Here is a 15,116-nt window from a genome sequence, read left to right as displayed (position 1 = left end):
CATGGCCCACAATCTCCACAAGACCCTCAAGGAATTCGACAGCGGTTCCGGCAAAGGCAAGTTCTACTCGCTGCCGCAGCTCGGCAAGGAACTGAAGACGAAGATCGAACGCCTGCCGGTGTCGATCCGTATCGTGCTCGAGTCCGTGCTGCGCAACTACGACGGCAAGAAGATCACCGAAGAGCACATCGAGCAGCTCGCGAACTGGAAGCCGACCGCGAAGCGCGTCGACGAGATTCCGTTCGTGGTGTCGCGCGTCGTGCTGCAGGACTTCACGGGCGTGCCGCTGCTCGCCGACATCGCGGCCATGCGCGGCGTCGCGGAGCGTACGGGCAAGAACCCGAAGAAGATCGAGCCGCTGGTCCCGGTCGATCTCGTCGTCGACCACTCGGTCCAGATCGACTACTTCCGCCAGAAGGACGCGCTCGACCTGAACATGAAACTGGAATTCCAGCGCAACAACGAGCGCTACCAGTTCATGAAGTGGGGCATGCAGGCATTCGACACGTTCAAGGTCGTGCCGCCGGGCGTCGGCATCGTCCACCAGGTGAACCTCGAATACCTGGCGCGCGGCGTGCACAAGAAGGCCGACGGCGCGGACACCGTGTACTACCCGGACACCCTCGTCGGCACGGACAGCCATACGACGATGATCAACGGCATCGGCGTGGTCGGCTGGGGCGTGGGCGGCATCGAGGCGGAAGCCGGCATGCTCGGCCAGCCGGTGTACTTCCTGACGCCGGACGTCGTCGGCGTCGAGCTGAAGGGCAAGCTGCGCGAAGGCGTGACGGCCACCGACCTGGTGCTGACGATCACCGAAATGCTGCGCAAGGAGAAGGTCGTCGGCAAGTTCGTCGAGTTCTTCGGCGAAGGCACGAAGTCGCTGTCGCTGCCGGATCGCGCAACGATCGGCAACATGGCGCCGGAATACGGCGCGACGATGGGCTTCTTCCCGGTTGACGAAAAGACGATCGAATACTTCGAAGGCACGGGCCGCACGAAGGCGGAAATCGCCGCGTTCGAAAACTACTTCAAGGCGCAGAAGCTGTTCGGCATCCCGAAGGCCGGCGACATCGACTACACGAAGGTCGTGACGCTGGACCTGACGACGGTCGCCCCGTCGCTGGCCGGCCCGAAGCGCCCGCAGGACCGCATCGAGATCGGCCACGTCAAGTCGACGTTCACCGACCTGTTCTCGAAGCCGGTCGCGGAAAACGGCTTCGCGAAGAAGGCGGACGACCTGGGCACGCAATACACGACGAGCAACGGCGTCGACGTGAAGAACGGCGACATCCTGATCGCCGCGATCACGTCGTGCACGAACACGTCGAACCCGAGCGTGCTGCTGGCCGCCGGCCTGCTCGCGAAGAAGGCGGTCGAGGCCGGCCTCACGGTCGATCCGAAGATCAAGACCTCGCTCGCGCCGGGATCGCGCATCGTCACCGAATACCTGACGAAGACGGGCCTGCTGCCCTACCTGTCGAAGCTCGGTTTCGAAGTCGCGGCGTATGGCTGCACGACCTGTATCGGCAACGCGGGCGACCTGACGCCGGAGCTGAACGAAGCGATCACGAAGAACGACATCGTCGCGGCAGCCGTGCTGTCGGGCAACCGTAACTTCGAAGCGCGTATCCACCCGAACATCCGCGCGAACTTCCTCGCGTCGCCGCCGCTCGTCGTCGCATACGCGATTGCCGGCAACATCACGCGCGACCTGATGACCGAGCCGGTCGGCAAGGGCAAGGGCGGCCGCGACATCTACCTCGGCGACATCTGGCCGACGAGCGACGAAATCCACGCGCTGCTCAAGTTCGCGCTCGATCCGAAGAAGTTCGAGGACAACTACTCGAAGCTGACCAAGAAGGGCGACCTCTGGAGCAAGATCGAGGGCGAATCGGGCCAGGTCTACGACTGGCCGAAGTCGACCTACATCGCCGAGCCGCCGTTCTTCGGCAACGACTTCTCGATGGAACCGGCTGCATCGATCCCGACGGTCAAGGGCGCGCGCGCGCTGGGCATCTTCGGCGACTCGGTCACGACCGACCACATCAGCCCGGCAGGCTCGATCAAGGAAGACTCGCCGGCGGGCAAGTGGCTGAAGGAAAACGGCGTGCAGAAGGCCGACTTCAACAGCTACGGCTCGCGCCGCGGCAACCACGACGTGATGATGCGTGGTACGTTCGCGAACGTCCGGATCAAGAACCTGATGATCCCGGCGAAGGCGGACGGCACGCGCGTCGAAGGCGGCCTGACGATCCACCAGCCGAGCGGCGAACAGCAGTCGATCTACGATGCAGCGATGCAGTACGTCGCAGCAGGCACGCCGACCGTCGTGTTCGCGGGCGAAGAATACGGCACGGGCTCGTCGCGCGACTGGGCCGCGAAGGGCACGCAGCTGCTCGGCGTGAAGGCCGTGATCGCACGCAGCTTCGAGCGTATCCACCGCTCGAACCTGGTCGGCATGGGCGTGCTGCCGCTGCAGTTCAAGGGCTCGGACAGCGTCCAGTCGCTCGGCATCACCGGCGACGAGACGTTCGACATCGAAGGCCTCGGCGACGACTTCAAGCCGCAGCAGGACGTCACGCTCGTGATCAACCGCAAGAACGGCGAAACGCAGCGCGTGCAGGTCCTGCTGCGCATCGATACGCCGATCGAAGTCGACTACTACAAGCACGGCGGTATCCTGCCGTTCGTGCTGCGCTCGCTGCTCGCAGCGTAAGCGCCCTGCTTTTGCAGGTGCCGCAGCCGCCTCGCGGGCGGTTGCGGCCGATTTGGATGCCCGACCTCGTGTCGGGCTTTTTTTTGCCTGTTCGCGTCACGCAATGTTGCCGATTGTCAGGCTCGTCACGCCGCCTTGTCGCCGCGCGCCTTCGCGCCCGCTCCCCGTGCGTTCTTCTTCAAGTGGGTGCGGTTGTATTCGATCGCCGCGCGCACGAGGGTCTTCAGCGCTCGCTTGTCGAGCCGGTCGCCTTCGAAGAAGTCGATCGCGCGCCGCGCATTGCCGTCCAGGCCGTCGTTGAACAGCCCGCCGGGATCGGGCAGATGCGCGCCATGCATGAAGGTCAGCTTCACCTTGCCCTTGTGCGCGTTCGCCACCGCGATCATCCCGTCGCACGACCATACGGGGCTGCCCATCCACTTCCATTCCTCGACGATGCTGTCGTCGGCGGCGAGGATCGTCTGACGGAGGTCGGCAAAGAGCGGGCCGCGCCAGTCGGCGATGCCGGCGATCAGCGCGTCGATGCGCTCCGACGGCGTGAGGTCCGTTGCGTTCATGCGCGGGCCTCCGTGCCTTCGTCGGGACGCGCCAGCACCTGTTCGAGCGACTCGAGGAACCGCACCCAGCCGTGCTGCGCGCCGCGGTACGCCTGCTCCTGGTCCGTGCGGAAGCCGACCTGCTCCATCCGCAGGTGCGTGCCGGCCGGCGTCGGCGTGAGCGTCCACGTGACGACGCTTTCGAGGCCGTACGCGGCCCACGTGTAGGACAGCACGCGCGGCGGCTCGATCGTCAGCACCGTGCAGTCGACCGAGCCCCAGTCGGCGCGGAAGCTGAAGGCGCGGCCCGCGACGGGTTCGAAGTCGCTCTTCATCAGCCACGCCTCGATCAGGTGCGGTTGCGTGAGCGCGCGCCAGATCTTCTCCGGCGGATGCGGCAGCTCGCGGTCGACGACGACGGAACGCGTTTCGGTGGTGGTCTGGTTCATTACTGGTCGATCCTTTTCAGAAGATCTTCGAGGGCGTCGAACCGGTTCTGCCAGAAACCTGCCATCTGGCTCGTCCAGTCGATCAGCGGGGCCAGCGCTTGCGGCTGTGCGCTGTAGTGCGTCTGCCGGCCTTCGTGACGGTCGTTCACGAGCCCGGCCTGCTTCAGGACACCGAGATGCTTCGACACGGCCGGCTGCGACACACCCGCATGGGCCGTCAGCGCGGCAACCGTCAGCTCGCCGTCCGCGCACAGCCGCTCGAACAGCGCGCGGCGGGTGGGATCGGCAAGGGTTCTGAAAAGCATGTCGTGTGTGTTCTGCATGTCGTTCAAAATTCATAACTCGCTGGTTATGGATTGAAGGATAGCCGCCGATCGATGCGCGTCAAGGCGGAATTTCACGAGCCGCGTCGTGCAATCCGGTGCGGTTCTGCCGCTCACCCACCGGCACGCACGCGCGCCCCGGATTCGAGTGTTTCATCTAATCCGCATGGGCGACACGCGATCCGAAAGCCGCCTGCAAGACTGCCCGACGCGCTGTTCCACAGTTCGGGAAACGTTTGCGTTCGACCGGCCCGTTTCTTGTGCACGCGCGAATCCGTTCCTGCCGCATCGCTTCGTTTGACCACATAGTGCGACGCGGCATGCGGCAACGACCGGTCGCATGCCACGCGTTCACGCGTCGATCCACTCCGCGATCGCGCACGTTCCGGCGCGGCGACGAGCGACTCGTGCGTGCGAACGTCGCGCTTTGCCGCGCCGTCGTGCCGCGAACCGGTTCCGTTCGCCACGCCCACGATCGCCTGCGCATACGACGCTGCGCGTGCACACCCACACCCCGATGTCAGAACTGACAGCTATGGAAACTGGCAGCTACCTGAACGGTAGCGACGCCCTACGCTCGTCACCGCTCGCGACCCCACAAGGGTCGAGGGCTCCAGCAACGTCGTCTCTCCTAAAAAGGACTCCCGATGAAAAGGAACGCCTGGTTTGCCCTGCCCCTGCCGTCGCCCCGCCGCCTTGCGTGCGTGGCCCCCCTCGTGTTCGCTGCCGCTGCGGCGCATGCGGCGACGGACTGGGTCGATACTCATACGAAGGCCTTTCTGACCGGCCCGCAGTTGATGGCGCGCAGTGCGGCGCCGTCGCTCGAACTCGCGGCCGGCGAAACGACCGACGTCGTCGTCAGCCTGAAGCTGCGCAATGCCGCGCAGCTCAAGCAACTGGCGCGCGACGTGAACCGGCCCGGCAGCGCGCATTACCGCCAGTACCTCACGCACGAGCAGTTCCTCGCCAACTACGCGCCGACCGATGCGCAGGTGAAGTCGGTCGTCGACTATCTGCACAAGAGCGGCTTCGTGAACGTCGAGGTCGCACCGAACCGGTTGCTGGTGTCCGCACGCGGCACGGCCGGCACCGTGAAGACCGCATTCAACACGTCGCTCGTGCACTTCGAATACGCGGGCCGCTCGGGCTTCGCCAACACGTCGACCGCGCAGGTGCCGCGCGCGCTCGGCGATGTGGTCGGCTCGGTGCTCGGGCTGCAGAGCGTCGCACGCGCGCGGCCGCTGCTGCGCATCGGCAACGTGTCGAAGCCGCAGGCGCTCGCGGCCGGCACGGCGACCGGCCACTATCCGAAGGAATTCCCGGGCCTCTACAACGCGACCGGCGTGCCGACCGCAGCCGGTGTCACCGTCGGCATCATCACGATCGGCGGCGTGTCGCAGACGCTGCAGGACCTGAAGCAGTTCACGTCGAGCAACGGTTACGGCACCGTCTCGACGCAGACCGTCAAGACCAACGGCTCCGGCGGCAGCTACACCGACGACCAGGACGGCCAGGGTGAATGGGATCTCGACAGCCAGTCGATCGTCGGCTCGGCCGGCGGCCAGGTCGGCAAGCTCGTGTTCTACATGGCGGACCTCAACGCCAGCGGCAACACGGGCCTCACGCAGGCGTTCAACCGCGCGGTGTCGGACAACACCGCGAAGGTGATCAACGTGTCGCTCGGCTGGTGCGAAACCGACGCAAACGCGGACGGCACGCTCGACGCCGAGGAACAGATCTTCACGACGGCAGCGGCGCAAGGCCAGACCTTCTCGGTGTCGTCGGGCGACGAAGGCGTGTACGAGTGCAACAACCGTGGCTATCCGGACGGCTCGAACTACACGGTGTCGTGGCCGGCTTCATCGCCGCACGTGCTCGCGATCGGCGGCACGACGCTCTATACGACGTCGTCGGGTGCGTTCTCGAACGAGACGGTGTGGAACGAAGGGCTCGACGGCAACGGCAAGCTGTGGGCGACGGGCGGCGGCGTCAGCACGATCCTGCCCGCACCGTCGTGGCAGTCGGGCAGCAACCGCCAGTTGCCGGACGTGTCGTTCGACGCCGCGCAAAGCACCGGCGCGTACATCTACAACTACGGCCAGTTGCAGCAGATCGGCGGCACGAGCCTCGCCGCGCCGATCTTCACGGGCCTCTGGGCACGCCTGCTCGCGGCGAACGGCACGGGCCTCGGCTTCCCGGCCGGCAATTTCTATGCGGACATTCCGTCGCGTCCGTCGCTCGTGCGCTACGACGTCGTGTCGGGGAACAACGGCTATCAGGGGTATGGCTACAACGCAGGCACCGGCTGGGATTACACGACCGGTTTCGGCAGCCTGAACATCGCGAACCTCAACCAGCTGATCAAGTCGGGCGGGTTCTGAGCGAAGCCTGAAGGCCGGTGCGCGGCGGCAGGTTGCCGCGCACCGGCTCGTGACTTGCCCTTGCCTATTCCGCCGCGCGCTCGCTCACGCGCTCGGTGGTCGCCGCCGCCACGCCGGCCCGATGCGACGGCGCAAAGAGCCGCAACCCGCTCGCGACACTCGCCGCCCCGGCGAACCCCGCACCGAGCATCAAAGCAAGCGTCGGCCCGTGGCGCCCCGCGATCCCGAACGACAGCGCGACGAGCGCAGCACCGGTCGCCTGCCCGATCAGCCGCGCGGTCGCGATGATCCCGCTCGCGCCGCCGCTGCGCTCGGGCGGCGCGCTCGACATCAGCGCCTTCAGGTTCGGCGACTGGAAGAAGCCGAAGCCCGCACCGCACAGCATCATCCGCCAGCCGATGTCGATCACGCCCGGCGCCGCCGGCAATGCGGCGAGCGACACCATGCCCGCGCTCAGCAACGCCAGACCGATCGCGCCGAGCAGCCCCGGCGGATAACGGTCCGACAAGCGCCCCGCGATCGGCGCGGCGAGCGCGACGATCGCCGACCACGGCGTCATCAGGAACCCCGTCTCGACCGCGTTGCGATGCAGGACGGTTTCGAAATAGAACGGCAGCGACACGAACGCGAGCCCCTGCGCGGCGAACGCGCACACGGCGGTCAGCGCGGACAGCGTGAACACCGGCCGGCGAAACAGGTCGACCGGCAGCATCGGCGCCGGGTGCCCGGCCTGACGGCGAATCAGCAGCCAGCCGAATGCGAGCGCGACCGCGGCCGACGCGAACACGATCGAAAGCGGCCCACGCTGCGCGAATTCGCCGAGCGCGAAGATCAGCGACGCGAACGTGATCACGTTGAACAATGCGGCGACCGGATCGAATACGTGCTTGCCGCGCGCCGTCTGCGGCAGCGACGGAATCGCCACGGCCAGCGCGAACACGCCGAGCGGCACGTTCACCGCGAACAGCCACGGCCACGCGGCGACCGACAGGATCAGCGACGCGATGGTCGGCCCCACCGCGAACGACACGCCGACGACGAGCGCGTTGAAGCCGACGCCGCGCCCGAGCCGGTGCGCGGGGAACAGGCCGCGGATCAGCGCGACGTTGACGCTCATGATCGCGCTCGCGCCGAAGCCCTGCACGATCCGCGCGGCCGTCAGCATCGGCAGCGTCGACGCGAGCGAGCAGCCGAGCGACGCGAGCGTGAACACCGCGAGCCCGGCGATATACACGCGCTTGTGGCCGACGATGTCGCCGAGCGACGCGAACGGCAGCAGCGTCGCGACCATCGCGAGCTGGTATGCGTTGATGATCCATACGGACGCGGCCGGCGATGCATGCAGGTCGGCGGCGATCGCGGGCAGCGCGGTGTTCGCGATCGCGGTGTCGAGCGTCGCGAGCGCGACGGCCAGCAGCACGGCGGACATCGCGCGCCAGTTGACGGCCGGCTCATGCGCGCCGGCGGGGGTAGCGAATTCGGACAAGATGACGGCTCGGCTGACGAGCGACGCGTTGCGCCGCGTCGCGGATTGGACTCGCGGCGGCGTTCCGGTCGCACCGCACGGAACGCGCGCCGCCGCGCCCCGTATTGTTGCAGAGCCGCATCGAACGTGCAGGCGGCCGCCTCGTCAGTCAGCGAAATGAAAGCAATGCGCGACCACGCATGACACGTGGCGACTCGGGTGCCGGGGGGCAAGCCCGCCCGCTCAGCTCACCGCGCGCCGCGCATTGCGTCCGCGCAGCCATTCGAGCGCAAGCAGCAGGCTCGTCGAGAAGATGATCAGGATCGTGGCAAGCGCGGCGATCGTCGGGCTGATGTTCTCACGGATGCCCGTGAACATCTGGCGCGGCAGCGTGGTCTGGTCCGCACCGGCGAGGAACAGCGTGACGACGACTTCGTCGAACGACGTCGCGAACGCGAACAGCGCGCCCGACATCACGCCCGGTGCGATCACCGGCAGCGTCACGCGGAAGAAGGTCGACACGGGATTCGCGCCGAGCGACAGGCTCGCGCGCACGAGGTTCTGGTTGAAGCCCTGCAGCGTCGCCGCGACCGTCGTCACGACGAACGGCACGCCAAGCGCCGCGTGCGCGGCGATCAGCCCCGTGTAGGTGTTCGCGAGCCCGAGCGGCGCGAAGAACAGATACATGCCGACGCCGACCACGACGACCGGCACGATCATCGGCGACAGCAGCACGGCCATCAGCAGCCCCTTGCCGCGGAAGTCGGCCTTCGTGAGACCGATCGCGGCGAGCGTGCCGAGCACCGTCGCGACGACGGTGGCCGACGGCGCGACGATGAAGCTGTTCTTCGCGGCCATCCGCCACTCGTCCGACGCGATCAGGTTCTCGTACCAGCGCATCGAGAAGCCCGGAATCGGATAGACGAGGAACGTGCTCGACGAAAACGACAGCGGCACGATCGCGAGCACCGGCAGGATCAGGTACAGCAGCGTCAGCACGACGAGCACGCGCAGCGCGACGTACCACGCGCGCTCGACGAACGACATGTGCGGCGCGAACAGCGGCCTGGCGAGTTTCATGGTCGGATTCCCCTTCCCGTTTCGTTGTGCGCGGCGCTCAGCCGAGGCTCACGTTCGTGCGCGTGAAGCGCCCGTACACCGCGTACAGCACGAGCGTCGCCGCGAGCAGCAGCCCGCCGAGCGCGCACGCCATGCCCCAGTTGATCGTCACGTTCGTGAAGTACGCGACGTAGTAGCTGACCATCTGGTCGTTCGGCCCGCCGAGCAGCGCGGGCGTGATGTAGTAGCCGATCGCGAGGATGAACACCAGCAGCGCGCCCGCGCCGACGCCCGGGTAGGTCTGCGGCACGTACACGCGCCAGAACGCGGCGAACGGATGGCTGCCGAGCGACACGGCTGCACGCTGGTAGGTCGGCGGAATCGACTTCATCACGCTGTAGAGCGGCAGGATCATGAACGGCAGCAGGATGTGCGTCATCGAGATGTACACGCCGACGCGGTTGAACAGCAGCGTCAGCGGATGCGAAATCAGCCCGCTGCCGATCAGCGCCGTGTTGATGAGCCCTTCGCTCTGCAGCAGCACGATCCACGCGGCGACGCGCACCAGCACCGACGTCCAGAACGGAATCAGCACGAGGATCATCACGAGGTTCGCGCGGCGCTCCGACAGCGTCGAGATCCAGTACGCGAGCGGATAGCCGAGCAGCAGCGCGAACAGCGTGACGGCAACGCCGATCACGAACGTGCGGCCGAAGATCGCCAGATAGATCGACTGGTCCGGATCGGCCTGCACGATGTGGCCGAAGCCGTCCTGCTTGTGGTCGAGCGCGGCGAGCAGGTAGAACGGCGACACGGTGCTGCCGTTCTTCGCGATCGACTGCCAGTACGCGACGTCGCCCCAGCGCGCATCGAGGTCGATCAGTTTCGCGCGCGTCTGCGCGGGCGTCAGTGCCGCATCGCTGTCGCCTTTCAGCGGCATCGCGCGCGCCGTCTTCGCGACGAGCGAGCGATAACCGGGAATCTCGGTGTTCAGGCGCCGCGCGAGCGCACCCATCGCCTCGCTGTCGGCCACCTTCGTCATGTCGGCCGCGAGCGCGACATACGCGGCGTCGGCCGGCGGTGCCTTGCGGTCCCAGCCCGACAGCGCGACGACCGTATTCGGCAACGCGGTCGCGATCTCCGGGTTCTGCACCGCGCGCGTAAGCAGCGTGCCGATCGGCACGACGAAGATCAGCAGCAGGAAAATCGCGAGCGGCGCGACCAGCAGCAACGCCATCGTGCGCTTGCGGGCTTCGGCGGCCTTCAGCTCGCGCTTGAGCGCGGCGGTCGACGGCGAGGAAGACGCGATCGTCATCGTATTCAACGTTTCTCTCCGGCCGGGCACGTTCCGGCGGAAAGCCGCGCGACGCGATCGACGCGCCGCGCGGCAGGTTGCATCAGGGCACCTTCAGGATGCCTGACCGGTTACTTCGTCGCCCATGCGGCGAAACGCTGCTCGAGCTCGTCGCTGTGGTCGGTCCAGAAGCCGATGTCTTCCAGCACGGCGTTCTTGCCGTTGGCCGGCGAGTTCGGCAGGTTCGCGAGTGTCTTCGCGTCGAGCGACTTGATCGCCGCGATGTTCGCGGGGCCGTACGCGATGTGCTGCGCATAGCCTTGCTGCGGCTTCGGCGTGAGCGTGTACGCGATGTACTGCTCGGCCAGCGCCTTGTTCGGCGAGCCCTTCGGAATCGCCCAGTAGTCGAGGTCGTAGATGCTGCCGTTCCACACGACCTTCAGGTTCTTGCCTTCCTTCTGCGCGGCGTCGATGCGGCCGTTGTATGCGGTCGACATCACGACGTCGCCGGCGACGAGGAACTGCGGCGGCTGCGCGCCCGCTTCCCACCACTGGATATACGGCTTCAGCTCGTCGAGCTTCTTGAACGCGCGGTCCTGGCCGGCCTTCGTGCCGAGCACCTTGTAGACGTCCTTCGGCGCGACGCCGTCGGCCATCAGCGCGAATTCGAGGTTGTAGCGCGCACCCTTGCGCATGCCGCGCTTGCCGGGGAATTTCTTCACGTTCCAGAAATCGGCCCAGCCGGTCGGTGCCGACTTCAGCTTGTCCGCGTTGTACGACAGCGCCGTCGACCACACGAAGAAGCCGACGCCGCACACCTGCGGCGATTCCGGAATCAGGTCGGACTTCTTCGCGATCTTCGACCAGTCGAGCTTCTCGTACAGCCCTTCGTCGCAGCCGCGATTCAGGTCGCCCGACTCGACTTCGACCACGTCCCAGTTGACGTGCTTCGCCTCGACCATCGCCTTCACTTTCGCCTGCTCGCCGTTGTATTCGACGGCGGTGACCTTGTTGCCGGTCGCCTTCTCGAACGGCTGGTTGAACGCGGCCTTCTGCGCGTCGCCGTTCGCGCCGCCGAAGTTGACGACCGTGAGTTCGGCAGCCGATGCCGATACGCCGACGACGGCGAGCGCGAGTGCCAGCGCGGTACGACGCGCGGTAATGCTTGCTCGGTTCATGGTGGTTCCTCTCCTCTCGTGGTGGAAGTGGGCAGTTGTTGTTGACGACGTACAGCGGAAAATGGGGAAAACCCTGCTCAGGCGAACACGCGCAGGTGTTCGGGTGCGAACGCGAGCGCGACCGGTGCGCCGGGCGAGAACGCATCGAGCGCGCCGGTGCCGAGCGGCACCTTCACGAAGCACTCGTCCTGGCCCGGCAGCGCGCAGCGCATGCGCACGTGATCGCCGAAATAGATGAGGCTGCGCGCCTCGCCGCTCAACCGGTTGGCGGCCGCGCCGTTCGCGTGCCCGTTCGCGTCGTGCGCGGCGAGGCTCATGCGCTCGGGGCGGATGCACGCGACGGCCGGCGCGCCCTCGGCCGCATCGCCGATGCGGCGGCCGACGAGCTGCGTGCCGTCGTCGAGCCGGAATTCGCAGAATTCGCCGTCGACGCGCGCGATGGTGCCGCGCAGCCGGTTGCTGTCGCCGATGAAGTTCGCGACGAATTCGTTGCACGGCGACTCGTACAGGCGGTCGACGGTGTCGAGCTGCTGCACGATGCCCTTGTCGAACACGGCGACGCGATCGGACATCGTCAGCGCCTCGCCCTGGTCGTGCGTCACGTACACGAAGGTCACGCCGAGCTTTTCGTGCAGCGCCTTCAGTTCGTACTGCATGTGCTCGCGCAGCTGCTTGTCGAGCGCGCCGAGCGGCTCGTCCATCAGCACCAGTTTCGGCTCGAACACGAGCGCGCGCGCCAGCGCGATGCGCTGCTGCTGGCCGCCCGACAGTTGCGCCGGGTAACGTTTCGCGAAGCGCTCCATCTGCACCATCTTCAGCGCATGCGCGACGCGTTCCGCACGCTCCGCGGCCGGCAGCTTGCGCACGGTCAGCGGATACGCGACGTTCTGCTCGACCGTCAGGTGCGGAAACAGCGCGTAGTTCTGGAACACCATGCCGATGTTGCGCTTGTGCGGCGGCACGTTGTTCAGCAGCTCGCCGTCGAGGCGGATCTCGCCGCCGGTCGGGAATTCGAAGCCGGCCAGCATCATCAGGCAGGTCGTCTTGCCGGAGCCCGACGGCCCGAGCAGCGTCAGGAATTCCCCGCGGTGGATATCGAGGTCGAGCGATTTGACGACCAGCGTTTCGCCGTCGTAGGTCTTCCGCACGCCGCGAAAGCTGACGATCACATCATCGGACTTCATCGTGGCTGTCCCCTTGCTTCGCGACAATTGATTTTGAGATGCGAGCCACTATACGGCGCCCACGGTTCTACAATAGGGAACCATTTCAATATTACTAGTAGGACCACTTTGGATACCGTGATCCTCGCCGACTGGCTCTCCGCCCGTCTCGACCGTAGCTCACCCGAGCCGATGTACCGGCAGTTGCTGCAGTGGATGCAGCAGGCCATCCTGACCGGAGAATTGGGGCCAGGAACGAAGCTGCCGAGTTCCCGCACGCTCGCGGCCGACCTGTCGATCGCGCGCAATACCGTGCTGCACGTGTACGACCAGCTGACCGCCGAAGGCTACGTGCTGACGACCACCGGCAGCGGCACCTATGTGGCCGACACGCGGCCGGATGCCGCCGCGATCCACGTGCCGGGCGCCGCGCCGCCGCCGTCGAGCGCCGATGCGGCGCCGCAGCCGGACGCGCAGGGCGGCCTGTCGATGCGCGGCCGGCAACTGATCGAGCATGCGGGGGTATCGCGACGCCAATGGGGTGCGTTCATGCCGGGCGTGCCGGACGTGTCGGAGTTCCCGAGCCGGACGTGGAGCCGCCTGCAGGCGCGGCTGTGGAAGGAAGCGAACCCCGAGCTGCTGACCTATGCGCCGGGCGGCGGCTACCGGCCGTTGCGGCGCGCGCTCGCCGATTACCTGCGCGTCGCGCGCTCGGTCAAGTGCTCGCCGGACCAGGTGATCATCACGACGGGCATCCACCAGTCGATCGATCTCGCGGTGCGGCTGCTCTCCGACATCGGCGATCGCGCGTGGGTCGAGGAACCCTGCTACTGGGGTGTGCGAAGCGTATTGCAGGCGGCGGGCCTCACGCTGACGCCGGTGCCGGTCGACCAGGAAGGCCTCGACCCGCGCGCCAGCGACATGCAGCATCCGCCCCGGCTCGTACTCGTCACGCCGTCGCACCAGTACCCGCTCGGGATGGTGATGAGCCTCGCACGGCGCCGGATGCTGCTCGAATACGCGCGACAGCACCGCTGCTGGATCATCGAGGACGACTACGACAGCGAGTTCCGCTACGGCAGCCGCCCGCTCGCGTCGCTGCAGGGGCTCGACGACGGCGGCCGCGTGATCTACGTCGGCAGTCTCGGCAAGATGCTGTTCCCGGGGCTGCGGATGGGCTACATGGTCGTGCCCGAGCATCTGGTCGACACGTTCCGCACCGGGTTGTCGGAGCTGTATCGCGAGGGCCAGTTGATGCAGCAGGCCGTGCTCGCCGAATTCATCATGGACGGCCACCTGACTTCGCACGTCAGACGGATGCGCACGCTGTACGGCGAGCGCCGGCAGCTGATGATCGACGCGATCCGCGCGCGCTTCGGCGACGCGCTGCCCGTGATGGGCGACGAGGCCGGCCTGCATCTCGTGCTCGGCCTGCCCGACGCCTGCGACGACCGCGCGGTCACGCAGAGCGCGTTCGATGCGGGCGTGATCGTGCGCCCGCTCACCAGCTACTACAGCAGCGTCGACACCGCGCGGCGCGGCCTGTTGCTCGGATATGCATGCGTCGCGCACGAAGGCATCCGGCCGGCGTTCGACACGCTCGCGAATACCATCGAGCAACACCTGCCTCGCGATCTCACGCGCGCGGCATAACGACCGTCATGCGCCGCGCCGCCCGCGCCGCCCGTGTCACTGCGTGCTGCCGGCCCCGCGATCGAGCGACGCCGCGCGCACGGCTTCGCCGGGCTTCGTGAACACGCGCTGCCGCAGCGCGGCGATCTGCGCGTCGCGATCCTGCGGCGACAGGCCGGCCGACTCGATCTGCGCACGCTGCGCCGCATAGTCCGCGTAGCGGCTCTGCCACGATGCGTCGTCCTGCTGCATCTGCGCGACGCGCGCGGCCGCTTCGGGGCCGAGCGTCTGCGTCAGTTGTGCGCGCATCGCGTCGGGCGTCGCCCCGCTCTTCTGCAATTGCGTGATCTGGTCGATCGCCGCCCGCTGCTGGTCGACGCGCTGCTGCGCCGCGCGTTCGTCGGCCGGCATCTGCTGTTCGAGCGCCGCGAGCCGTTCGGCCTTCTGCGCATCCGTCAGCGCGGGGTCTCGCGCGATCTTCAGCCGCGCGAGGTCGTAGCGCTGCCGCCATTGCTCCGCACCGAAGAACGGCTGGCTCCAGTCGCCGAGCGTGCGGTACGCGATCGACGCGCGCTGGTCGAGCGCGAGCTGCAATGCCCCCAGGTCCGACTTGTCGACCGCGCCGGCATCGCGCAGTTTCGCGAGTGCGTCGAGATACGCGCGATACCGGTGCCACACGTCGAGCGTCTCGGCCTGCGCAACGGTACCGTCGAGCTGCGCGGCAATCTCGCGCACGACGAACGCATCGAGCCCGGCCGCACTCAGGTCGCTCTGCGCGGTCAGGCAGTAGTCGAAGAAATCCCGCACCGCGCGCGCCTTCGCGAGATGGCCGCCGGCATCGAGCGGCAAGCGGGGCGCGCTGGAGCCGGCGAGCGACGGCGGCAGGCCCGTGCTTGCCGGCACGGCAGCCTGCGGCG

Annotated in this window: 12 protein-coding genes; 3 read left to right on the top strand and 9 right to left on the bottom strand. The window is 67.2% G+C overall.

All coding sequences use genetic code 11. The features are described 5' to 3' along the window. Position 1: 1 nt before the first annotated feature. Positions 2-2,719 carry an aconitate hydratase AcnA gene (gene acnA / locus L810_RS12365; protein WP_021158698.1) on the top strand — a complete coding sequence of 906 codons (2,718 nt, stop codon included), beginning with the start codon at positions 2-4 and terminating at the stop codon, positions 2,717-2,719. 125 nt (positions 2,720-2,844) lie between these two features. Here the strand turns inward: acnA and L810_RS12360 are convergent, their stop codons facing one another. Genes L810_RS12360 through L810_RS12350 form a run of 3 tightly spaced genes read right to left on the bottom strand, consistent with a single transcriptional unit; the run spans position 2,845 to position 4,027 of the window. Continuing rightward, positions 2,845-3,276: a DUF1801 domain-containing protein gene (locus L810_RS12360; protein WP_021158697.1), complete on the bottom strand. Its 432-nt coding sequence runs from the start codon at positions 3,274-3,276 to the stop codon at positions 2,845-2,847. After that, entirely contained in the window at positions 3,273-3,704 is a 432-nt protein-coding gene (locus tag L810_RS12355) for an SRPBCC family protein (protein WP_021158696.1), read from the bottom strand. The genes L810_RS12360 and L810_RS12355 overlap by 4 nt, the downstream gene beginning before the upstream one ends. Further along, positions 3,704-4,027, bottom strand: coding sequence for an ArsR/SmtB family transcription factor (locus L810_RS12350; protein WP_042974255.1), 324 nt, complete (start codon positions 4,025-4,027; stop codon positions 3,704-3,706). Before L810_RS12350 ends, L810_RS12355 begins: the two co-directional genes overlap by 1 nt. 647 nt (positions 4,028-4,674) lie before the next feature. Between L810_RS12350 and L810_RS12345 the strand changes: the two genes are divergently transcribed. Next, entirely contained in the window at positions 4,675-6,408 is a 1,734-nt protein-coding gene (locus L810_RS12345) for a S53 family peptidase (protein ID WP_042974231.1), read from the top strand. A gap of 64 nt (positions 6,409-6,472) precedes the next feature. Here the strand turns inward: L810_RS12345 and L810_RS12340 are convergent, their stop codons facing one another. The 5 genes from L810_RS12340 to L810_RS12320 form a co-directional block, all read right to left on the bottom strand. After that, positions 6,473-7,894, bottom strand: coding sequence for an MFS transporter (locus L810_RS12340; RefSeq protein WP_021158692.1), 1,422 nt, complete (start codon positions 7,892-7,894; stop codon positions 6,473-6,475). 222 nt (positions 7,895-8,116) lie between these two features. Continuing rightward, on the bottom strand, positions 8,117-8,953 hold the full coding sequence (locus tag L810_RS12335) for an ABC transporter permease (protein ID WP_027791109.1): 837 nt from the start codon (positions 8,951-8,953) through the stop codon (positions 8,117-8,119). Between the two features lie 37 nt (positions 8,954-8,990). Further along, the gene (locus L810_RS12330; protein ID WP_042974253.1) at positions 8,991-10,247 is read right to left on the bottom strand and encodes an ABC transporter permease; all 1,257 of its coding nucleotides are present in this window, start codon (positions 10,245-10,247) and stop codon (positions 8,991-8,993) included. A 110-nt stretch (positions 10,248-10,357) separates the two neighbouring features. Beyond that, positions 10,358-11,404: an ABC transporter substrate-binding protein gene (locus L810_RS12325; protein ID WP_021158689.1), complete on the bottom strand. Its 1,047-nt coding sequence runs from the start codon at positions 11,402-11,404 to the stop codon at positions 10,358-10,360. Positions 11,405-11,481: 77 nt separating this feature from the next. Beyond that, a complete protein-coding gene (locus L810_RS12320; RefSeq protein ID WP_042974229.1) occupies positions 11,482-12,588 on the bottom strand; it encodes an ABC transporter ATP-binding protein in 1,107 nt (368 codons plus the stop codon). 108 nt (positions 12,589-12,696) lie between these two features. On the opposite strand from L810_RS12320, the gene pdxR reads away from it, so the two are divergent. Continuing rightward, the gene (pdxR, locus tag L810_RS12315) at positions 12,697-14,220 is read left to right on the top strand and encodes a MocR-like pyridoxine biosynthesis transcription factor PdxR (RefSeq protein WP_021158687.1); all 1,524 of its coding nucleotides are present in this window, start codon (positions 12,697-12,699) and stop codon (positions 14,218-14,220) included. Positions 14,221-14,256: 36 nt separating this feature from the next. Here pdxR and L810_RS12310 read toward each other — a convergent pair. Further along, positions 14,257-15,116 (bottom strand): lipase secretion chaperone (locus L810_RS12310; protein ID WP_042974226.1); only part of this gene is annotated, 860 nt, incomplete at its 5' end.

The organism is Burkholderia sp. AU4i (genome assembly GCF_000466765.1).
GTDB lineage: Bacteria > Pseudomonadota > Gammaproteobacteria > Burkholderiales > Burkholderiaceae > Burkholderia > Burkholderia cepacia.
The sequence above is the reverse complement of the archived record's forward strand: the minus strand, read 5'-3'. Positions and strand labels throughout refer to the sequence as shown.